We start from the raw sequence: 21,474 nt of genomic DNA, 5'->3' as shown, positions 1-21,474 counted from the left end.
CCAGCGGGGGCAAGCCCCCTCGCCACAGGTTGTGTGTTTATCCAATGAGTAGGACTCAGAGAAGCTTCCGACATGGTTTTCAGGTTGTCGGTGGGAAGCCGCATCACTAGTCTTTGGTGGTCGCTGCCAATTCAGCGACCGGGTTTGACCGTCCGAGCACACTCTAGGCGCACTTAGGAGCGTCACCATGCACAAAGTCACCCCCGATTTCCCAGAAGCCCCAAGCACTTCCCCTTACGCCTCCACCGACTCCAAAAAACTCCACGACGCTGCCGAGCGGGCGCTGGATCACTACCTCAAACCACCGTTCGACAAGGGCAACCTGCCCGACAAACGCCCCTCCAACATCTTCGCGGTCATCCCTGATCTGGATAACGAAACCCTGCTGGCGCATGCCTCGGAAACCTTCGCCTCGGTCAATGTACTGGCCAGCGATTTGGCATTCGAGCTGGAAGGCACGCGCCGACATGTGGCGCTGGCGATTCAGCAGATGATCTCGTTGGGGGAACTATTGGTTAATCGGGCACTGGATAATTTCGATCAGCCAGAAGCGCCGTAACACCCGACGGTGGGAGGGCCGCCCGGCCCGCCCCACCGTTTTGATTGATGTACATCCGCGAATGATTGCGGTCGTTCCCACGCTCTGCCTCAGCTCACGAATCGTGACGCAGAGCGTCACAGGATGCATTCCTTTGCTACGCGTGAGAACGAGATCCAAGCCGTACGCGCTCTTACCACTCAGGCCGGCCGGCAGGCCGCCGTGCTTTGCTGTTGATCTTGATCCACCCGCCCCTTCGGCAGGCCGAGCGCAGGTGTTCATCAGGGGGTTGGCGCGCAGCGCCGTACGGCGCAGCCGGACACATCGAGAGGAGGTCGTCGCGAAGCAGACCGTAGGCGATGCCCCCTGATGGACACCGGAGTGAGGGAACGCCGAGCCTAGGCGAGGTGCCGTACGCTTGGGGCGAGCGTTTTTTTGCTTACTTTTTTTAGGCGCTTGTAAAAAAAGTGAGTCGCCGTCAGGCGAAACCCCAAGTGGCCGTTACCGCAGGAATGGATATGTACACCTGCAAGAGGTTGGCCGGCTATCAGGCCGCCATCGCGAGCAAGCTCGGCTCCTACAATAGTTGGGTGAATACACTCTATGAAACACCCGCTAACAACCGCCCCCCATTGAAACCACCCACCACCTGCCCCATCTATCCCTCATACCCCATTGCGCAGGTGCCCCATGAGCGACCAGCAAGAATTCCCGGAAAACCCGAGCGACTACGCCGACCCCGAAAACGCCGAACACCCCACCTCAACAGGCAAAGGCCTGGCCCTGCCCGGCCAGAACCTGCCGGACAAGGTCTACATCATCCCGATTCACAACCGCCCGTTCTTCCCCGCGCAAGTACTGCCGGTGATCGTCAACGAAGAACCCTGGGCCGAAACCCTCGACCTGGTCGCCAAATCCGAACATCACTCGCTCGCGCTGTTCTTCATGGACACCCCGCAGGAAGACCCACGGCACTTCGACACCTCCGCCCTGCCGCTTTACGGCACCCTGGTGAAGATCCATCACGCCAGCCGCGAAAACGGCAAACTGCAATTCGTCGCCCAGGGCCTGACCCGCGTACGCCTCAAGACCTGGCTCAAGCACCATCGCCCACCGTACCTGGTGGAAGTCGAATACCCGCACCAGCCAAGCGAGCCGACCGATGAGGTCAAGGCCTACGGCATGGCGCTGATCAACGCGATCAAGGAACTGCTGCCGCTCAACCCGCTGTACAGCGAAGAGCTGAAAAACTACCTCAACCGCTTCAGCCCCAACGATCCGTCGCCACTGACCGACTTCGCCGCCGCCCTGACCTCGGCCACCGGCAGCGAGCTGCAAGAAGTGCTCGACTGCGTGCCAATGCTCAAGCGCATGGAAAAAGTCCTGCCGATGCTGCGCAAGGAAGTCGAAGTCGCGCGCTTGCAGAAAGAAATCTCTGCCGAGGTGAACCGCAAGATCGGCGAGCACCAGCGCGAGTTTTTCCTCAAGGAACAACTTAAGGTCATCCAGCAGGAACTGGGGCTGACCAAGGACGACCGCAGCGCCGACGTCGAGCAGTTCGAGCAGCGGCTGGTGGGCAAGGTCCTGCCGCCACAGGCACAGAAACGCATCGAAGAGGAAATGAACAAGCTGTCGATCCTCGAAACCGGCTCGCCGGAATACGCCGTCACCCGCAACTACCTGGAGTGGGCGACAGCGGTGCCGTGGGGCGTTTATGGCGAGGACAAACTCGACCTCAAACACGCGCGCAAAGTCCTCGACCAACACCACGCCGGGCTCGACGACATCAAGGACCGGATCCTCGAATTCCTTGCAGTCGGCGCCTACAAAGGTGAGATCGCCGGCTCCATCGTGTTGCTGGTCGGCCCGCCGGGCGTGGGCAAGACCAGCGTCGGTAAATCCATCGCCGAGTCGCTGGGGCGACCGTTCTATCGCTTCAGCGTCGGCGGTATGCGCGATGAAGCCGAGATCAAGGGCCACCGCCGCACCTACATCGGCGCGCTGCCGGGCAAACTGGTCCAGGCGTTGAAAGACGTTGAAGTGATGAACCCGGTGATCATGCTCGACGAAATCGACAAGATGGGCCAAAGCTTCCAGGGCGACCCGGCCTCGGCGCTGCTGGAAACCCTCGACCCGGAACAGAACGTCGAATTCCTCGACCATTACCTGGACCTGCGTCTGGACCTGTCGAAAGTGCTGTTCGTCTGCACCGCCAACACCCTGGACTCGATTCCAGGTCCGTTGCTCGACCGGATGGAAGTGATTCGCCTGTCGGGTTACATCACCGAAGAAAAGGTCGCCATTGCCAAGCGTCACCTGTGGCCAAAACAGCTTGAGAAAGCCGGGGTGTCGAAAACCAGCCTGTCCATCAGCGACAGCGCGCTGAAAGCCCTGATCGACGGTTACGCCCGCGAAGCCGGGGTACGCCAGTTGGAAAAACAACTGGGCAAACTGGTGCGCAAAGCGGTGGTGAAGCTGATCGACGAACCGAAAGCTGTGATCAAGATCGGCCCCAAAGACCTCGAAGCCTCACTCGGCATGCCGGTGTTTCGCAACGAACAAGTGCTGTCCGGCACCGGGGTCATCACCGGCCTGGCCTGGACCAGCATGGGCGGCGCAACCTTGCCGATCGAAGCCACGCGCATTCACACCCTCAACCGCGGCTTCAAGCTCACCGGGCAACTGGGCGATGTGATGAAGGAATCGGCCGAGATCGCCTACAGCTACGTCAGCTCGCACCTCAAGCAATTCGGTGGCGACGCGAAGTTCTTCGACGAAGCCTTCATCCACCTCCACGTGCCAGAAGGTGCAACACCGAAAGATGGCCCAAGCGCCGGCGTAACCATGGCCAGCGCCCTGCTCTCACTGGCGCGCAACCAGCCGCCGAAAAAAGGCGTGGCCATGACCGGTGAACTGACGCTGACCGGGCACGTGCTGCCGATTGGCGGGGTCCGCGAGAAGGTGATCGCGGCGCGGCGGCAGAAGATCTTCGAACTGATCTTGCCCGAACCGAACCGTGGCAGTTTTGAGGAACTCCCGGATTACCTGAAGGAAGGGATCACCGTGCACTTCGCCAAGCGCTTTGCGGATGTGGCGAAGGTGTTGTTCTGACACCTGATGCACTGTTCATTAACGCCACCTGTCGGAACTGGTATTTCTAACAGGTGGCGCTTACCTTCTGGGCTGATAAAACGGTTGCTCACCCCCGCATTCAAGAGTGAGCAATCATGGAAGAGAAAATCATTGCATTAACCCCTCCCGTTATCTTGAACCCAAAAGAAGGAGACAAGATTGATACGCTGATACTGGAGGGGACGGGCAAAGCAGGTGCTGCAATTTTAATGGAATCAAACTTCCTCGACGGGCATGAGAGTCCATGGATAAAAAAGACGGAGGTGAAGTCGGATGGACACTGGCAATACCCTGTCATCGATAAGGGCGCCGAGATCCCTAGAGAGCTCTGGTTTCGTGCCAAGCAGGAACAATATTGGCCACCCGAAATGTCGGAGCCAAGCGAAAAGGTTTTCTTCACGAAATTGCTCGCGCTGCCGGTCATTACTAAGCCCATCGCTGGAGATTCACTGCATCAGCACGAACAAATGATTAAAGGCACCGGTCTTTACATAAACACCAATATTGAAATTGAACTGACAAAAACTACCCCTCCTGCCCTCACTTATCACACCACAACTAACACCGATGGAGCGGGATGGTGGGAGGCAACCCCAAAATGGTCTTTGATGCCCGGCCCCTATGTACTCAAATGCAGGCAAATATTTAAAGAGCATACTTCGCGGTGGAGTGACGACTTGCTCGTAACAGTTGAGTGACACCAACTCTCCTCTGAAAAACAGCCATGCACTTTGCGGATGTGGCGAAGGTGTTGTTCTGACAGTGATGTAGCGCCATTACCATCGCCATCGTGGGCAAGCCTTGCTCCTACGGTCCGCACAATCTGTAGGAGCAAGGCTTGCCCGCGATGGCGTCAGCACTCACGACGCCAAACCTTCGGCCGTCCCGGTCGGGACCGTCACACTTTGATTCATCTTCGGTTATGCTCGCCGTTCGTCGTGATTACCGGAGTTCCCGATCCAATGTCCCCTACCCGTCTGCTTCTGCCCCTGAGCCTCGCCCTGCTGGCCGCCTGCGCCACTCAACCGAAACACAACGTGACGGTGGAAAAACAAAGCGAATGCCCGGTGCAACTGAACAACGGGCAACACCTGATCCTGACCCTGCCAAGCAACCCGACCACCGGTTATCGCTGGGCGATCCAGGATTCGGCTGGCGGTGTGCTGCGGGCGATCAGCCCCGAGGTTTACAGCAACCCGGAGAACACCGGGTTGGTGGGCAGTGGCGGGCAATCGACCTGGCGCTTTCAAGCCTTCGCCGCAGGCAACGGGCGTTTGCGCCTGACTTATCAACAGCCGTGGGAACCGGAAGTCGAACCCGCGCAAACCTTCGACTGCGCGATTTCGGTTAACTGATCATGGGCTGGCTGATTCTGGCGCTGATGGGCGCGGTAACGTTTCTCTACGGAGTGAGCGTGCACGCCGCGTTGCTGTGCCTAGTGGTCAAACCGTTGCCGGTGTTGGCGCTGCTCGGCTGGCTGCACGACGCGCCGCCCAGCGACTATCGGCGCTGGATCAGCCTTGGCCTGATGTTTTCCGTGCTCGGCGATGTGCTGCTGGCGTGGCCGGGGGATTTGTTTGTGTTTGGCCTCGGCGCGTTTCTGGTGGCGCACCTGGTGTACTTGAAAGCCTACTTGAGTGATTGCCGACGCCTGGCGCTGGCGCCGCTGATCTTCGCGCTAGGCGTCGGTGCCGTGCAGCTGGGGATCCTGATCAGCCATGGCCTGGGACCGTTGCTGGTTCCGGTGATCGTCTACGGCGTGGCCATCAGCGCCATGCTCTGGCGCGCCCTGGCCCGTTTGGGCAGCGACGTGCCCAAGCGTTCGGCGCTGTTGGCGGCTGCTGGCGCGCTGGCGTTTGTGTTCTCCGACAGCGTGATCGGCATCAGCCGTTTTGTCGTGCCGTTCGAGGCTGCGCCCTACGTGATCATCCTCAGCTACTGGCTGGGGCAATGGGGGATTACCGCGTCGGCGTTCCACCAGAAACCGCGCTGAACCCTGTGGCGAGGGGGCTTGCCCCCGTTGGGGCGCGTAGCGGCCCTAAAAACAGTCAATGCGTTTTTAGCTGGATAGACCCTTTGCGAGTGCTACGCACTCCAACGGGGGCAAGCCCCCTCGCCACAACAGCCCGCTCGCCGCACAGATTGCGTGAACCAGGCGGTTTATCAGACAACCCGCGCATCCACGCGCCAAGTTGGCTAAAATGCCGGCCTTTTCCACATCCGCCGCTGGAACCGCCGTGAGCAAAGAATCCGATCGCCTTTTCGCCCAGCCTTTGGCCCAGGTGCCTGACTTCGCCTTTAACGAGGACGTGGTGCGGGTGTTCCCGGACATGATCAAGCGCTCGGTGCCGGGTTACCCGACCATTGTCGAAAACCTCGGCGTGCTCGCGGCGCAGTTCGCCCAACCGGGTAGCGTGCTCTACGACCTGGGTTCTTCCCTCGGCGCAGTGACCCAGGCCCTGCGTCGTCATGTGCGTACCGACGGTTGCCGGGTAATCGCGGTGGATAACTCCGCCGCCATGGTCGAGCGTTGCCGCGAATACCTCAACGGCCAGGACTCGATGTTCCAGGAGCTGCTGCCGGTTGAAGTGATCGAAGGCGACATTCTCGCGCTGGAGTTCAAACCGGCCTCGGTGGTGGCGCTGAACTTCACCCTGCAATTCATCGCCCCGGACCAACGCCTGGCCCTGCTCGGGCGCATTCGTCAGTCGCTGTTGCCGGGCGGTGCACTGATTCTGTCGGAAAAGCTGCGTTTCGAAGACGCCGAAGAACACGCGCTGCTCACCGACCTGCACATCGCCTTCAAACGCGCCAACGGCTACAGCGAACTGGAAATCGCCCAGAAGCGCAGCGCCATCGAAAACGTCATGAAGCCCGACAGCCTCCAGGAACACCGCGAACGCCTGCTGGCCGCCGGGTTCTCGAAAGTCGTGCCGTGGTTCCAGTGTCTTAACTTTGCCTCGTTGATTGCCTTGCCATGATTGATCTGTCTCCCCTCGCCCGCCGTCTGGCCGGTACGCCACTGGCCGGTTGGGCCAACACCCTGCAAGCGCAACTCGACGTGAAAATGGAAAAAGGTCACGGCGACCTCGAGCGCTGGCAGAGCGCGCTGGACGCCTTGCCGAAGCTCCAGCCGAGTGAAATCGATCTGCTGAACGGCCTGACACTCGACACTGACTGCGACGATGAAACCCGCGCGCAAATGCGTACCGCATTGATGGGCTTGTCGCCTTGGCGCAAAGGCCCGTTCGATCTGTTCGGCGTGCACGTCGATACCGAATGGCGCTCGGACTGGAAGTGGTCGCGGGTCGCCCCGCACCTCGACCTCAAAGGTAAACGCATCCTCGATGTCGGCTGCGGTAACGGCTACTACATGTGGCGCATGCTCGGCGCGGGTGCCGACAGCGTGATCGGCGTCGATCCGAACTGGCTGTTTTTCTGCCAGTTCCAGGCAGTGCAGCGTTACCTGTCCGAGCCCAACGCCTGGCACCTGCCATTTCCTTTTGAAGACCTGCCACCGAATCTGGAAGGCTTCGACACCGTGTTTTCCATGGGCGTGTTCTACCATCGCCGCTCGCCGATCGAGCATTTGCTGGCGCTGAAGGATTGTCTGGTCAAGGGCGGTGAGCTGGTGCTGGAAACGCTGGTGATCGAAGGTGACGAGCAGCAGGTGCTGGTACCGGAAGACCGCTATGCGCAGATGCGCAACGTCTGGTTCCTGCCGTCGGTGCCGGCGCTGATGCTCTGGCTACGCCGCGCCGGATTCAGCGATGTGCGCTGCGTGGATGTCAGCGTGACTACGGTTGAAGAACAACGCGGGACCGAGTGGATGAAGTATCAGTCGCTGAGCGACTTCCTCGATCCGGACGATCACAGCAAGACCATTGAAGGTCTGCCAGCGCCGATGCGCGCGGTGATCGTCGCCAAAAAATAACGCAGCACACCTGTGGCGAGGGAGCTTGCTCCCGCCGGCCGGTCCGCGCTCGGGCGAAGCAGTCGTAAACCAGTAGCCGCTCTATATCTGATGGATCGCGGTGTTTGTTTTTTGGGGCCGCTTCGCGCCCCAGCGGGAGCAAGCTCCCTCGCCACAAAAGCCCGCTTGTATGTTTAGACTTGAAGGGGTGGGTGTTTATTCTGTTGGCTTGGCGCGTCGGGCCTTGAAGAACTCGCTCAGCACCGTGCCGCACTCTTCGGCCAAGACCCCGCCTTCGACCAGCACCCGGTGGTTGAGAAAGCCCTGGGTGAAGAACTGCCCCTGGCTTTGCACGATCCCGGCCTTGGGCTCCAGCGCCCCGTAGACCACCCGCGCAATCCGTGAATGCACGATCAAACCGGCGCACATGCTGCACGGCTCCAGCGTGACGTACAGCGTGCTGCCCGGCAGGCGATAGTTGCTCACGGCCTGCGCCGCAGCGCGGATAGCGACCATCTCGGCGTGGGCGCTGGGGTCGCTGCCGCTGATCGGGCAATTGAAGCCACGGCCGATGATTTCACCGTCCTGCACCAGCACCGCACCCACCGGCACTTCACCGAGGGCGGCACCTTGCGCGGCCAGCGCCAGGGCCTCACGCATGAAGTCCTGATCGCGGCTACGGTCGATGATCTTCGCCGGGCGTATCTGACGCATCAGGCCACCTCGATGGCGGCCATCAGGCCGGTTTCCATGTGATCGATCACATGGCAGTGGAACATCCATACCCCGGGGTTATCCGCCACCAGCGCCACCTGGGCGCGCTCGTTCTTGCCCAGCAGGTAGGTGTCGGTGAAATACGGGATGATCTTTTTGCGGTTCGAGGCAATGACCTTGAAGCTCATGCCGTGCAAGTGAACCGGGTGCTGGTACTGGGTCATGTTCTTCAATTCGAAAATGTAGCTTTTGCCTTTTTTCAGCGTAGCAATCGGGCGGTCGGCACAGGTTTTATCGGTGATGTCCCAGGCCTTGCCATTGATCTGCCAGAGGCTCGGCGGCTTGCCATTATCGACGTTCACCGAGACCGATCCAACCCACTCGAAATTGAAGTTGAGCTTCTCGGCATTGGCCAGGTCCGGCTCGGAAATCGGGTTGGCCGGCAGCGCCGGTGGCCACTGGGTTGGCGCGTCATTGTTGGCCACCGAACGCAAGGTGCCAATACGCACCGGCCCGTTACGCAGCGACAATTCTTCACCCGCCGCCGGGGCCTTGATCGCCAGGCAAATCCGCATGCCGGGGCCCAGCCAGTATTCCTTACCCAGCGGACGCGGCTCGATCGGGTTGCCGTCGAGCGCGTAGATCTGCGCTTCGACGCCCGGAATGTTGAGGCGGTAAGTCAGGGTGTTATCGAGATTGAGCAGGCGTACCCGGGTGATCTGCCCGGCCGGCAAGTCGATCACCGGCAGTGGCACGCCATTGATGGTCGCCAGACGCCCGGCCGTGCCGCCCCGCGCCGCTTCACGAGGAATGCTGAACGGCACAAAAGCGCCCTCTTCATCGACGTGCCAGCTTTTCAGGCTGAGGGTCTTCTCGTACTTGAAACCGGTGGGCTCGCGTTCTTCGATGATCAGCGGCCCGACCAGCCCGCGCCCCAGCTCTTCGCTGCTGTTGACGTGCGGGTGATACCAGTAGCTGCCAGCGTCCGGTACGCGGAATTTGTAGTCGAAATACTCGCCCGGCAGCACTGGCAATTGCGAGACGTACGGCACGCCGTCCATCTCCAGCGGCAAACGGATGCCGTGCCAGTGAATGGTCGTAGGCACCGGCAGGTGGTTAATGAAGCGCACCCGCAGCCATTCGCCCTGGCGCACCCGCAGTTCCGTCCCCGGCGCCGACGGACCAAAGGCCCAGGCCTCGGTTTTGTGCCCCGGCACCAGCTCGATATCCAGCGGCGCGGCGATCAGTTCGTAGTCATGACCCGCGTTGGCGTCGGCCATTTTCCCCAGCCAGTAACGCGATGCACCACCGGCCCCGACGCCCACCACTGCCAAACCGGCCAGACCACCCAGTATTTGTCGACGGGTAAAGGACATGAACTCAACAACCTCACGTATCAGCGGCAGGCCGGTGCCCGCAAAAGGCGAATACGATACACCTGCGGATGAGAAACAGTAAGGGCAACAAAGAGACGCACATCACCTGTGGCGAGGGAGCTTGCTCCCGCTCGAGTGCGAAGCAGTCGTAAAACCATCCTGTGCTTGGTGTCTGGCGGAATGCGATTTCAGGTTTTAGGGCCGCTTCGCGCCCCAGCGGGAGCAAGCTCCCTCGCCACAGGATTCGGTTACGCATCCAGTCCTGTGATCAGATGCACCACCCCACCCGTCAACGTCATCACCCCCGGTACACCCGCCGCACGCAAGGCCGTCGCGTCCAGCAGCGCGGCATCCTTCAACTCCACTCGCACCCGCGTCAGGGCAACCCGCTGTTGCGACTTGAGGTTGTTCGCCCCGCCCAGCGCGGCCACGATATTCGCTGCCAGGCCCGAGACAGGATGAGCAGCCACCTTCGGCTCATCCACCACCAGGTCCGGGGTCAACGCCTTCCAAAACGCCCGTTGCATTTTCTCGAACATGTTCAGCTCTCCAACACCTGTGAAGTTTCGACCATTGCCTGCTGCTGCACACTCAAGGCCTCGCGGACCTGCTCGGCACTTTCCAGCCCGAGCACCTGATGTGCGATGGCCTGACACTCGCTGAGCTCGGCCTCGCGAATCGCCGCCTTGATCGCCGGAATCAGCGGCACGCTGACCGACAGCTCATCCACGCCCAACCCCAGCAATAGCGGCACCGCCAAGGTCTCCGACGCCAGCGCGCCACACACCCCGACCCACTTGCCATGGGCATGGGCGGCCTTCACGGTGCTGGCGATCAAGCGCAGCACCGATGGGTGAAAACTGTCGGCCTGACTGGCCAGGCGCGGGTGATCGCGGTCCATGGCCAGGGTGTACTGGGTCAGGTCGTTGGTGCCGATGGAAAAGAAATCCACCTCGGGCGCAAACAGGTCCGCCATCAGCGCCGCTGCCGGGACCTCGATCATGATGCCGAGTTTCGGCAGCTCCGTGAGCCCCAGCGCCAGCGCCTCTTCTTCAAGCATCAGCCGCGCCAGGCGCAGCTCCGACAGCTGGCTGACCATCGGCAACATGATGTGCAGACGGGCCAGCCCGGCGCTGCTCAGAATCGCCCGGAATTGCTCGCGCAACAGCTGCGGCCGCTCCAGGCATAAGCGAATCCCGCGCATCCCCAGAAACGGATTGGCCTCGCTGTCCATTGGCACGTAGGCCAAGGGTTTGTCGCCGCCGACGTCCAGCGTGCGCACCACCAGATTGCGCTGCGGGCCCAGTGCGCGGGCGATGGCGCTGTAGGTGCCGGCCTGTTCATCGTGACTCGGCGCCACGCTGCGCTGCTGATACAAAAACTCCGAACGCAACAGGCCGATACCTTCAGCCCCGAGGCTCATGGCCTGCTCGGTTTCGGCCAGCGAAGCCACATTGGCCGTGACTTCGAAGTGATGACCGTCGCGGGTGACGGCGGCCCGTGCAGCGTTTTCCAGCTCGTGTTGATGACGCTGGCGTTGCTGCTGGCGTTTGGCATGCAACTGCTCGATCACCGACACTGCCGGGTCCAGGTGCAATTCGCCCTTGTCGGCATCGAGCAGCACTCGGGTGCCACTGGCCAGCGACAGCACTTGCAGCGGTAAACCACATACGGCCGGCAAACCCAGGGCCCGGGCGAGAATCGCCACATGGCTGGTGGCACCTCCGCCGACGGTGGCGAAACCCAACACTTTGCCGGTATCCAGCGCAGCGGTCTGCGACGGCGTCAGTTGTTCGGCAATCAGAATCGCCTGATCCGGCAACTCCCAGACACCGTCCGGTACCCCGAGAATCAGCTTGAGCACACGCTGACCGACGTCCATCAGGTCCAACGCGCGCTCAGCGAGCAACGTGCTGCCCAGCGACTTGAACAGCGTAGCGGTGGCTTCGGTGGCGCTGTTCCAGGCAAACGCCGCGCTCTTGCCCTCAGCGATCAGGACCTGGGCTTGCTCCAGCAGGCTCGGGTCTTCCAGCAATTCCTGATGCGCCTTGAAAATGTCCGACTGCGCCTCAGCGGTTGCGTTGTCACGCAAGCGTTGCAGCGCCTGCGTCGCGTGTGTCAGCGCACGCTCCAGCGACTCGCGCTCCAGCTGTTGATCCGCGGCAAACTCAGGCATTTCCAGGGTACGTTCAGCGACTTGCACCACGTAGCCGAAGGCCGAACCCGCTGAAGCACAGACACCGCGCAGCAGTTTCGTCGATACCTCCTGCGCCTCAACCACTGGTGCTACCACTGCCACCGGAGTCACAGCCTCACCGCAACCATCCGCCAGCAATTGAGCCAGCGTGCTGATTGCCAATTCGGCATCTTCGCCCACCGCACTGACCTGCAACGCATCGCCATGCACCGTCTGCAACGCCATGATCGCTACCAGCGACTTGGCGTTGGCGCTGTCCTGCTGCTTGTGCAGGCAAATGCTCGCCGCAAAGCCTTTCGCCGCCTGCGCAAAGACCGCCGCCGGCCGTGCGTGCAAACCGTTGGGGTTAGGCAGATGAACCGGTTTGGAGAACAGCGCTTCGCCCTCCTCCTGCGCAACAACGGTACGCGGATCGCCCAGGCTCAGGCGCAACACCGGCTGCGCACAGGCCACCAGACCGTTGTCCGGTGTCAGCAGACTGAAGGGCTCGCCGCTGACCACCAGCATCAAGGTCAACAGGCTGCGGGCATGCAGGGCGACATAGTCGGCATCGAACTCGATCAACGGCTGCCCGGCCTCGACACGCTGGCCCTGCTCGACCAAGGCGCTGAACCCCTGGCCTTTCAGGTTCACGGTGTCCAGGCCAATGTGCAGTAACACCTGCACACCGCTGTCATCGGTGATGCTGATCGCATGGCCGCTGTGTTGAAGATTGCTGACTACGCCGGCCAACGGTGCGCAAAGGACCTGCGAGGTCGGATCGATGCACAGGCCGTCGCCGATCACCCGGCTGGCGAACACCGGATCCGGCACGTGATCAAGCGGCATCAGCACCCCGGACAGCGGCGCCAGCAATTGCAAGGGTTGGGTTAGGGTCATGACTTCACCTGCGGTTTTGTTCTTTGAAGTGCCGATGGAGCGCGAGCCCCGACAGCATCGCTTATTTCCACCAGTACTCGACCTGCAATCCGACGTTCGCACCATGCAGTGCCGTGCCGAACGCGCCGGTATCGGACAACGCCGAACCTTGCGCCAGTTCATTCGCTGCACGCTTGGCCGCCTCGTTCCAGCTGGCATAGGTGTAGTACAAACGCACCTCGGGACGTTCCCAGAAACCCGGACCTTTTGGCGACCAGGTCGGGGCAAAGGTGAACTTGCTCAGCTTGCGCGTACCGCCCGGAGCCTCGACCTGATCGTGTCCCAGCTCAGTCACCAGTTTGAATTGATCGGTGATCGCATACGCTGGACGAACGCCCAGGGAAATCCAGTTCTGGCCGTTACCGTCCGGGCGAATGTCCTTTTGATAGACCGCTTCGACCTGACCACCAAAACGCGGCGTCAGTTGCCAGTCGAAGAACTCCACCAGGCGGTAGCTCTTGTTGCGGTCATCCAGCCCCACATCGCCGGTGTAGCCCAACCCGGTGCCGGGGCCTTCGCCGTATTGCAGCGCCAGTTTGTTCTTGCCGCCGAAAAAGTCTTTCTGCACATGTTGAGCGGTGATTGCCCAGCCTGCGTGCGCGTCGCGACGGTCGGGTTTGTCGATGTAGCTCAGGCCAAACTCCAGCTCGCCGCCGGGGTTGGTATCAAAGCCTGAGACGTTGAAGTCGTGTCGAGTAACGTAGTCCTTCTGGTACAGGTTGTCCTTGCGCGAAAACGCGTAGCTGTATTTCAGGTCGCCGATCTTCACGTCCTCGATACCGCCGCCGGTGGCGCTCTGGTTCCAGTAGTAGAAGTCGGAAATATGGATGTCGTTTCGTTTGTAGTAGCGCCGACCGGCCCACAGCGAACCGCCATTGAGGCTCGGCAGGTTCGACCATTGCGCATACATCTGCGGCATCCGCACCGAGCCGTTGTCACCCTGGAACGTCAGGTTGCGGTCGTACTGGTTGTACAGCGAAGCCATGCCGTCGACGCTGAGCACCGAGCCGTCATCGAGGGTCAGCAGGTTCTGACGCAATTCCAGCTCCGCATACTGTTCGCACTCGTTACCCAGACGGTACTTCGACTCTGCGCCGGGCAGTTTGAAACACGATTGCGAGCCGCCATTGACCGTGCTCCCGACGCCGCTGCGCAGGTAGCCGGCGAATTCCAGAGCGTGGGCCGAGAACGGCAATACCAGGCACACGCACGATGCTGCAAGGCTACGATTTATTGTTGTTTTCAAGAGCCACCCCTTTATTTTTATTGTGCTCATCGGGCAAAACCTGCGCGCAAAAAGCCCCCGCGCAGTGCCCTGCGAGTTGTTTGAAAAGCCTGTTGTTTAGTGGTCGGTCAGGTGCAGAACGAACGATTCATAAGGCCGCAGGAACAGCTGCTGCTTGCGCACCTCACAGTCCGGGTAATTGCTGATCACCCGGCGTTGCAACATGCAGTCGGTGATCACCCGTTCCGGCAGCTCGACTTCACACGCCGTGCCATAGAAGTTATTCACCACCAACAGCCGCTCGCCGCAGCCTTCACGCAGGTACACCCATACCTGTTTGTGCGTGGGCAAGAGCTGGCGATACACGCCGTCCTGGATCAGCGGTTCGCTGCGGCGCAAGGCAATCAGCTGGCGATAGTGGTGCAGCACCGAAGTCGTGTCGTCGAGCTGGTTTTCGACGTTGATCTGCGTGGCGTTGGCCGGCACGCCGATCCACGGCTCGCTGCTGCTGAAACCGGCATTGGGTAACGCGCTCCACTGCATGGGAGTGCGACTGTTGTCGCGGGACTTCTGCATGATCGCGGCCATGCTCGAGGCCTCGGACTCGCCCGCCTCGCGCTTGAGGCGATAGATGTTCAGGGTTTCGACATCCCGGTACTGCTCGATGCGCTCGAAGCCCGGGTTGGTCATGCCCAACTCTTCACCCTGATAGATGAACGGCGTGCCCTGCAGAAAGTGCAGCGCAGTGCCAAGCATCTTCGCCGAGACCACGCGGTGTTCGCCGTCATCGCCGAAACGCGACACCACACGCGGCTGATCGTGGTTACACCAGAACAGCGCATTCCAGCCGCCGCCGGCCTGCATCCCGGTTTGCCAGTCGGAAAGGATGCGCTTGAGTTCAAGGAAGTCGAAATCGGCACGAACCCATTTCTGCATATTGGGGTAATCGACTTTCAGGTGATGAAAGTTGAAGGTCATCGACAGCTCTTTGGAGTCCGGCCGCGAATAGCGGATGCAGTGCTCAAGGCTGGTGGAGGACATCTCGCCGACGTTGATCAGGTCATGGCCTTCGAAGACTTCGCGGTGCATTTCCTGCAAGTACTCGTGCACGTTCGGGCCGTCGGTGTAGAAGCGTCGGCCGTCGGTGTGGTCTTCGGGGAAGTCCGCCGGTTTGGAGATCAGGTTGATCACGTCCAGACGGAAACCGCCCACGCCTTTGTCACGCCAGAAGCGCATCAGCTTGAAGACTTCAGCACGAACCTGCGGGTTGTCCCAGTTGAGGTCGGCCTGGGTGTGATCGAACAGGTGCAAAAAGTACTGCCCGGTTTGCGCCTCGTATTCCCAGGCCGAGCCGCCGAACTTGGACTCCCAGTTGTTCGGCTGGTCGCGCCAGATGTAGAAGTCACGGTACGGGTTATCGAGGCTGCTGCGCGCTTGCTGAAACCAGCTGTGCTCGATGGAGGTGTGATTGACCACGATATCGAGCATCAGCTTGATCCCGCGCTTGCCCGCCTCGGCAATCAGCAACTCGCAGTCGGCCATGGTCCCGTAGCTCGGGTCGATGGCGTAGTAGTCGCTGATGTCGTAGCCGTTGTCGCGTTGCGGCGACCGCAGGAACGGGGTGATCCACAGGCAGTCGACACCCAGCCATTGCAGGTAATCAAGCTTGGCCACCACCCCGAGCAGATCGCCCGTGGGGTTGCCGGCGTGGCTGTGAAAACTCTTCGGGTAGATCTGGTAGATCACCGAACGCTGCCAGTCTTGCATGGCGGATTCCTTCAATGAATTTATGCGCTGAGCATTGTTCTTTTGTGGCGAGGGAGCTTGCTCCCGCTGGGCCGCGAAGCGGCCCCAAAAACGTGTAAATGCATTTAGCCAAGCACACCGCATCCGCCGGTTTTACGACTGCTTCGCAGCCGAACGGGAGCAAGCTCCCTCGCCACAGGTGTGCTCAGCCTGTTAAGCCACTCGATATCCCGCTCGAACGATTTTCATGCTCATGCCACAGGTCAACACGAACGGCACGACCATGGCGATGACCATCCCGACAATGAACATCGGAATGAACTGCGGGATGATCGAGATGAAACCGGGCAAGCCGCCGACACCGATCGCCGAGGCCTGAACCTTGTTCAGCGACAGGAACATACAGCCCAGCGCCGAGCCGCTCAGCGCCGCGTAGAACGGAAACTTGTAGCGCAGGTTGACGCCGAACATCGCCGGTTCAGTGATGCCGAAATAGGCGGAAATCGCCGAGGTCGAAGCCATGCTTTTGTCCCGTGCGCTACGGGTCATGTAGAACACCCCGAGTGCCGCGCTGCCTTGTGCAAGGTTGGACATGACGATCATCGGCCAGATGAACGTGCCGCCCTGGGTCGAGATCAGTTGCAGGTCCACCGCGAGGAACATGTGGTGCATGCCGGTGATCACCAACGGTGCATAGAGCAGACCGAAAATAGCCCCGCCAACCATCGGCGCCAGGTCGAACAAGGTCACCACGCCTTCGGTAATCAGAATCCCCAGGTGCCGGGTCACCGGACCGATCACGGCCAGCGCCAACACCCCGGTCACGACGATGGTGGTAATCGGCACCACCAACAGTTGAATGGCGTTCGGCACGCGTGCCCGCAACCATTTTCCGATGACGCTCATAACGTAGGCGGCCATCAGGATCGGCAGGATCTGGCCCTGATAGCCGACCTTCTCGATCTTGAACCAGCCGAAAATATCGAAGTACGGCAGGCTCTGGCCGTCCAGCCCGGCCACCGCCTTGCCGTAGTTCCAGGCGTTCAGCAGGTCCGGGTGAACCAGCATCAGGCCGAGCACGATGCCGAGGATTTCACTGCCGCCAAAACGCTTGGCCGCCGACCAGCCGACCAGCGCCGGGAGGAACACGAACGAAGTGTTGGCCATCAGATTGATCAGGCTCCAGACACCATCCAGTGTCGGATAGGCCTCAAGCAGAGTCTTGCCGGCAATGAACATGCCTTTGGCGCCGATCAGGTTGTTCACGCCCATCAGCAGGCCGGCAATGATCAGCGCCGGCAGAATCGGCATGAACACATCGGAGAACACCCGCACCAGACGCTGCATGGCATTGGTCTTGTCGGCGCCCTTTTGTTTCACATCGGCGATGGTCGACGCGGCAAGGCCGGTCTGTTGGCGCAGCGCGGCGTAGACCTTCTCGACCTCGCCGGGACCGATGACCACCTGAAACAGGCCGCCGGTGAAAAACGAACCTTTGACCAGGTCGATCTGGTTCAGCGTCGCGCTGTCGACCCGCTGCGGGTCTTTGAGGGCCAGGCGCAAACGCGTAACGCAATGCGCGGCCTGTTCGAGGTTGTCAGCACCACCGAGGCTATGAAGCAGCTCGCTGGCGATAGTCGGGTAATCGTGGCTCATGCTTTTTCATCCACTGTGTTTTTTTGTTGTTGGCAGCATGCCGAAGCGAAAAGTACTCGTCTGTACGAGTTATTGCAATAACTCGTACAGACGAGTTTCGATTTGTTTACTCACAAGCCGACCAGCGGCCCTATTTCCCACAGGTGAGGATTTCAACGCTAAATGGACAAACCCCACCTCTGCCCTTAAGGTTCCTGCCTTGAGCACAACGCAGCCACTACCATGAGCAAATACAACCAGATCTACAGCGATCTGCTTGCCAGCATCACCACCGAACGTCTGGAACGCGGCGCGCGGTTACCTTCCGAAACCGAATTGATGGACAGCTACCAGGCCAGTCGCGGCACCGTGCGCAAGGCTATCGAACTGCTTCAGGAACGCGGCTTCGCGCAAAAAATCCACGGTAAAGGCACCTTCGTACTGTCGACCAACCCGATCGAATTCCAGCTCGGCGGCATCGTCAGTTTTCAGGAGACCTACCCAAGGCTGGGCAACGACGTCAGCACCGAGGTCGTGGAGTTCGAGCAGATTCCCCTGCAAGGCGCCTTGCTCGAACACCTGAAAGCCGAAGAAGGCAGCCTGATCACGCGGATCAAGCGCGTACGGCGAATCGATGGAAAAAGGGTCATCCTCGACATCAACCACTTCGTCGCCGAGCTCATTCCGGGGCTGAACCGCGAGATCGCCGAGCACTCGATCTACGCCTTCATCGAGCAGACCCTGCAACTGCAAATCGCCTACGCCCAACGCACCATCGAAGCGGTGCCGCGCAGCAAGGACGACCAGCAGCACCTGGACCTCGACGGCCAGAGCCATGTGATCGTGGTCAGCAACCAGACCTTTTTGCAGGATGGTCGCCAGTTCGAATACACCGAATCACGGCATACCCTGGACAAGTTCTACTTTTCGGATGTGGCGCGGCGCTGACTCGGCGCCTGCAGCGAAGTTCGAAGACACTCTTTTCTTACAGGGTTCGTCGATCAAGACCAAAACCCGATAGCTCCCGCTCCTACAGATTCAAACGGGTCTGGTTGGCATAGTTCCTCGTCTCTTACCCCCATTTCTCAAGGAGCGAGAAGTGCACACGCCTGAATCAATTTCCCCGTCCCTCCTCCCGAACCCAGCCGACGAACGATCTCTAAAAGCACTGGTAGTACCTTTTACCGAGGCCTGCCCCGACATGCATGCGATGGCCCACGAAGTAGCAAAGGGCATACTCGCCAAACACGGAATCAAAGGCATCGACCCGGACAAGGTCTGGTGGCACCGTTTCGATAACGTATCGGTCAGCAGCCCCAAGGCTTTTCTGGGCTGGGAGCGTTATCCGAAACCCAGTGAGTCGTTGACCTTGCCGCAATTGGTCGTCCAGCGATTCCGCCTCAGCGATCAGGAAGACCCTGGCATGCCGGACGGCGACGGCGGCTTCTATAACGAAGGTCCGCATGCCTCCATTTTCAACGAAACCAACGAAGTGCGGATGTACCCCAGGGACGTCCTGAAGGACTTCTGGGCCCTCAACTTCAGTCAGTCCTACCGAGAAAAAATGGAGCGTTTCTGGCCCCTCCATTCGGACGACTTTCGTACCCTGGCCAAACTCAATTTCCTGGTGCAGGCACTCGACGAACACGATGGGGCTCGGCTGAACAACGAAAACCTCAAGACCGTGATCAAAGCCGTGGCCGGCAATGTCTCCTGGCCGGTCAGCCTCGACATGCTGCAAACGCAGGCACACCCTGTGGACGGGTTACGCGTGTGTGCCCTGGATATCGGGGGTTATCAGGCCACCGACATCCTCTGCATCACCGACCGCAACGGCGTGAACATTCTTTACACACCGGGTGAAACCCAAACATTTCACATCTTCACCACCCTGCTCGATTTCCATTGGTGGCTACTGCTGCAAAACAACTTTGCGGAAAACCGGGCGCGATTCATGAGCCATTTCCCGTTGTCCGCCCAACAGCAGGACAACGGCAAAATCGGTCTGAACGCCACGATCGACCTGCTCTACACCACGTGGGGCGCCTACGACCATCACCTGATCAATCAAAACGCCGAGCCGATCACCGACGATGTTTTCAGCTGGTTGCGAGACTCGGTGAAGGCTCGCATGTACAGCGATGCGGACTTGTCCCTGCATTCCAACGGACAACTGCGAAAAAAGCTGTGGATTGGCTATCTGAACGCGTTTGTTCACCTCTTCGGCTCAATGGCCGGTCTTGGCTGGCCGGTGGCACTGGCTGCCGTTGGCGCCGGCATTGCCGATATGGGGTTGAACATTGATCAGGCGATCAACGGCAGTACCAAGGCCGAGCGCAAGGCGGGAGTCGTTGGCGCCATCTCCAGCGGTATCGAAACCCTGTTCAACCTGCCTTTCCTGCGTGGCGCAACGGAGCTTGCCGAAGTAGGTGAAGCCAGCGAAACCTTCAGTCCACAGGAAAGCGTCACCGAACCTGTCGATGAAGCACCAACCACCCCTTCAGGCATACCCCCCATTGCCCGATTCGCCCCCGGCCCGGCCTACGCGGAGCAAGGCGCGGAGCTGCTCTCATCCTTCGAAACCAATGAAGTGCTGGATGGCTTGTCGCCCATCAGCGAGGAAGGCAAGTTCGCCGGTATCTATCAGCCGCCAAGCGGCGGCAACTATGTGCTGATCAACGACAGCTATTACCTTGTACGCTACGTCGAGGCATTGAAAACCTGGGTCATCATTGACCCGGCCAACCCCTACTCGTTTTATCGCAGCCTGCCCGTTCGCCTGGATGCGGCTGGAGAATGGCAACCCATCAACCGTCCGGGCCTGTTCGGCGGTGGCAAATTCGATGGGTTATGGCCGTGGGGCCGTGATAGCACGCCGCTGCCGGACATCGACAGCCCGCCCAGCGCATACGATATGCCACAGGCCTCGCGCGCACAGCTCAAAGACCTCGCCCGAGGGGGCGGAAGCAAATACGACCTCAAAGACTACACCGCCAGCCTGCCCAAGCCTGACGGCAGTAATCCCGTTGCCGACTTCAAGGCCATGCGGCAAACCCTGTACCGGGACGCTACGGCTTTCTTCGAATCAAACACTCTGCCAGCCAGGCCCGAGATTCCTTCCCTGCCAGCCCACCTGCCCAACAAGGAAATCATCAAGAAACTGTATCGCCTGATATCGGGGCTGGTGGTCGGTGAGAGCCATTCAAGCGTTGCCAGCAAACAGTTCCTGATCGAAAACATGGAGGTGCTGAGCAAGCAAAAGGTCAAGACGCTCTACATGGAGCATTTGCTGAGCGACTTCCATCAGGCCGACCTGGACATCTTCAACCGGACGGGCACCTTGTCCGAAGATCTCGAGAGCTACTTGAGAGCTCAGGATCGAGGACACGGCACCGACCCCAGTGGTCAGTTCACGTTTCTGGAAGTGGTCAAGGCCGCCCGCAAAAGCCATATCCGGATCCAGGCCATCGATTGCATGGCCAGCTACAGGAGCACGGGGATGACCGGTGTCGAAAGTAACTTTCGCCAGCGGATGATGAATTTTTTTGCCCATGAGGTGATCAGCGCCGATCAGGCTGCCCGAGGTGCTCATCGCTGGGTTGCATTGATGGGAGACAGTCACGCCAGCACATGGGAAGGCGTGCCGGGTGTCAGCGAACTGGAGGGAGGCATCAGTTTGCGCATAGAAAGCACCGATGCCGGTACGGCGAGAGGCATCGAAGTGGACCCGGGGCGTATTCCAACCGATAACTTCGGCCGGCCGCTGGCCAGCGTCAAAGGTGATCTGCGCCTGCAACTGGATACACCGCCCAGTGTTGCGCTGGCCGAAAATCTGGAAAAAGGTCTGCGCAATACAGGTGATTACACAGTGATGAATATCGATAAACGGGCCACGCTCATTCATCGCAGCAGCGACGGCTCTATCGTTCGCACACCGATACAGCGCGACCATGGCTCGTTCTACGTTGAGCGACCCAAATGGCCGTCCATCAGTGGCCGACGCTACCCCAGCATTGCGGAGTTCTCGGCGGCATTAAGGCTCATTGGGCTCAAACAGGTCCAGGTGGCAGGCACCTGATA

At 60.1% G+C, this 21,474-nt stretch carries 16 protein-coding genes; 9 read left to right on the top strand and 7 right to left on the bottom strand.

Annotated features, from left to right (window positions below):
• Positions 1 to 187: 187 nt before the first annotated feature.
• The 7 genes from AABM55_RS05600 to cmoB all read left to right on the top strand — a co-directional run bounded on the left by AABM55_RS05600 (position 188) and on the right by cmoB (position 7,604).
• Complete coding sequence (locus tag AABM55_RS05600; protein ID WP_347929031.1) at positions 188 to 559, top strand: DUF6124 family protein; 372 nt, start codon at positions 188 to 190, stop codon at positions 557 to 559.
• Between the two features lie 669 nt (positions 560 to 1,228).
• Positions 1,229 to 3,649, top strand: a complete 2,421-nt coding sequence (gene lon, locus AABM55_RS05595) for an endopeptidase La (protein ID WP_347929030.1) — start codon at positions 1,229 to 1,231, stop codon at positions 3,647 to 3,649.
• Between the two features lie 116 nt (positions 3,650 to 3,765).
• On the top strand, positions 3,766 to 4,368 hold the full coding sequence (locus tag AABM55_RS05590) for a hypothetical protein (RefSeq protein WP_347929029.1): 603 nt from the start codon (positions 3,766 to 3,768) through the stop codon (positions 4,366 to 4,368).
• A gap of 264 nt (positions 4,369 to 4,632) precedes the next feature.
• Positions 4,633 to 5,025 (top strand): protease inhibitor I42 family protein, encoded by a 393-nt coding sequence (locus tag AABM55_RS05585; protein ID WP_054595832.1) that lies wholly within the window; start codon positions 4,633 to 4,635, stop codon positions 5,023 to 5,025.
• 2 nt (positions 5,026 to 5,027) lie between these two features.
• Positions 5,028 to 5,663: a lysoplasmalogenase gene (locus AABM55_RS05580; protein WP_347929028.1), complete on the top strand. Its 636-nt coding sequence runs from the start codon at positions 5,028 to 5,030 to the stop codon at positions 5,661 to 5,663.
• 208 nt (positions 5,664 to 5,871) lie between these two features.
• Positions 5,872 to 6,651, top strand: a complete 780-nt coding sequence (gene cmoA / locus AABM55_RS05575) for a carboxy-S-adenosyl-L-methionine synthase CmoA (RefSeq protein WP_347929027.1) — start codon at positions 5,872 to 5,874, stop codon at positions 6,649 to 6,651.
• Positions 6,648 to 7,604, top strand: a complete 957-nt coding sequence (gene cmoB, locus AABM55_RS05570; RefSeq protein ID WP_347929026.1) for a tRNA 5-methoxyuridine(34)/uridine 5-oxyacetic acid(34) synthase CmoB — start codon at positions 6,648 to 6,650, stop codon at positions 7,602 to 7,604. The genes cmoA and cmoB overlap by 4 nt, the downstream gene beginning before the upstream one ends.
• A gap of 195 nt (positions 7,605 to 7,799) precedes the next feature.
• Here cmoB and tadA read toward each other — a convergent pair whose 3' ends face one another.
• From tadA to treP, 7 genes are all read right to left on the bottom strand, one after another.
• The gene (tadA, locus tag AABM55_RS05565; protein ID WP_347929025.1) at positions 7,800 to 8,297 is read right to left on the bottom strand and encodes a tRNA adenosine(34) deaminase TadA; all 498 of its coding nucleotides are present in this window, start codon (positions 8,295 to 8,297) and stop codon (positions 7,800 to 7,802) included.
• The gene (locus AABM55_RS05560; protein WP_347929024.1) at positions 8,297 to 9,673 is read right to left on the bottom strand and encodes a multicopper oxidase family protein; all 1,377 of its coding nucleotides are present in this window, start codon (positions 9,671 to 9,673) and stop codon (positions 8,297 to 8,299) included. Before AABM55_RS05560 ends, tadA begins: the two co-directional genes overlap by 1 nt.
• 248 nt (positions 9,674 to 9,921) lie before the next feature.
• Positions 9,922 to 10,212, bottom strand: a complete 291-nt coding sequence (locus tag AABM55_RS05555; protein WP_347929023.1) for a PTS transporter subunit EIIB — start codon at positions 10,210 to 10,212, stop codon at positions 9,922 to 9,924.
• Between the two features lie 2 nt (positions 10,213 to 10,214).
• Complete coding sequence (gene ptsP, locus AABM55_RS05550) at positions 10,215 to 12,749, bottom strand: phosphoenolpyruvate--protein phosphotransferase (protein ID WP_347929022.1); 2,535 nt, start codon at positions 12,747 to 12,749, stop codon at positions 10,215 to 10,217.
• Between the two features lie 61 nt (positions 12,750 to 12,810).
• Complete coding sequence (locus AABM55_RS05545; RefSeq protein WP_054595824.1) at positions 12,811 to 14,034, bottom strand: carbohydrate porin; 1,224 nt, start codon at positions 14,032 to 14,034, stop codon at positions 12,811 to 12,813.
• 96 nt (positions 14,035 to 14,130) lie between these two features.
• Complete coding sequence (gene treC, locus AABM55_RS05540) at positions 14,131 to 15,780, bottom strand: alpha,alpha-phosphotrehalase (protein WP_347929021.1); 1,650 nt, start codon at positions 15,778 to 15,780, stop codon at positions 14,131 to 14,133.
• A gap of 192 nt (positions 15,781 to 15,972) precedes the next feature.
• On the bottom strand, positions 15,973 to 17,415 hold the full coding sequence (treP, locus tag AABM55_RS05535; protein WP_347929020.1) for a PTS system trehalose-specific EIIBC component: 1,443 nt from the start codon (positions 17,413 to 17,415) through the stop codon (positions 15,973 to 15,975).
• A 222-nt stretch (positions 17,416 to 17,637) separates the two neighbouring features.
• Here treP and treR point away from each other — a divergent pair, with 222 nt between their 5' ends.
• Together treR and AABM55_RS05525 are read left to right on the top strand one after the other, a co-directional pair.
• Positions 17,638 to 18,342, top strand: a complete 705-nt coding sequence (gene treR / locus AABM55_RS05530) for a trehalose operon repressor (RefSeq protein ID WP_019693438.1) — start codon at positions 17,638 to 17,640, stop codon at positions 18,340 to 18,342.
• Positions 18,343 to 18,493: 151 nt separating this feature from the next.
• A complete protein-coding gene (locus AABM55_RS05525) occupies positions 18,494 to 21,472 on the top strand; it encodes a membrane-targeted effector domain-containing toxin (RefSeq protein WP_347929019.1) in 2,979 nt (992 codons plus the stop codon).
• Positions 21,473 to 21,474: the final 2 nt, after the last annotated feature.

It is taken from the genome of Pseudomonas helvetica, assembly GCF_039908645.1.
In the GTDB taxonomy this organism is placed as follows: Bacteria; Pseudomonadota; Gammaproteobacteria; order Pseudomonadales; family Pseudomonadaceae; genus Aquipseudomonas; species Aquipseudomonas helvetica.
Note: the sequence above shows the minus strand (reverse complement) of the source record. Positions and strands in the feature narration are given on the sequence as shown.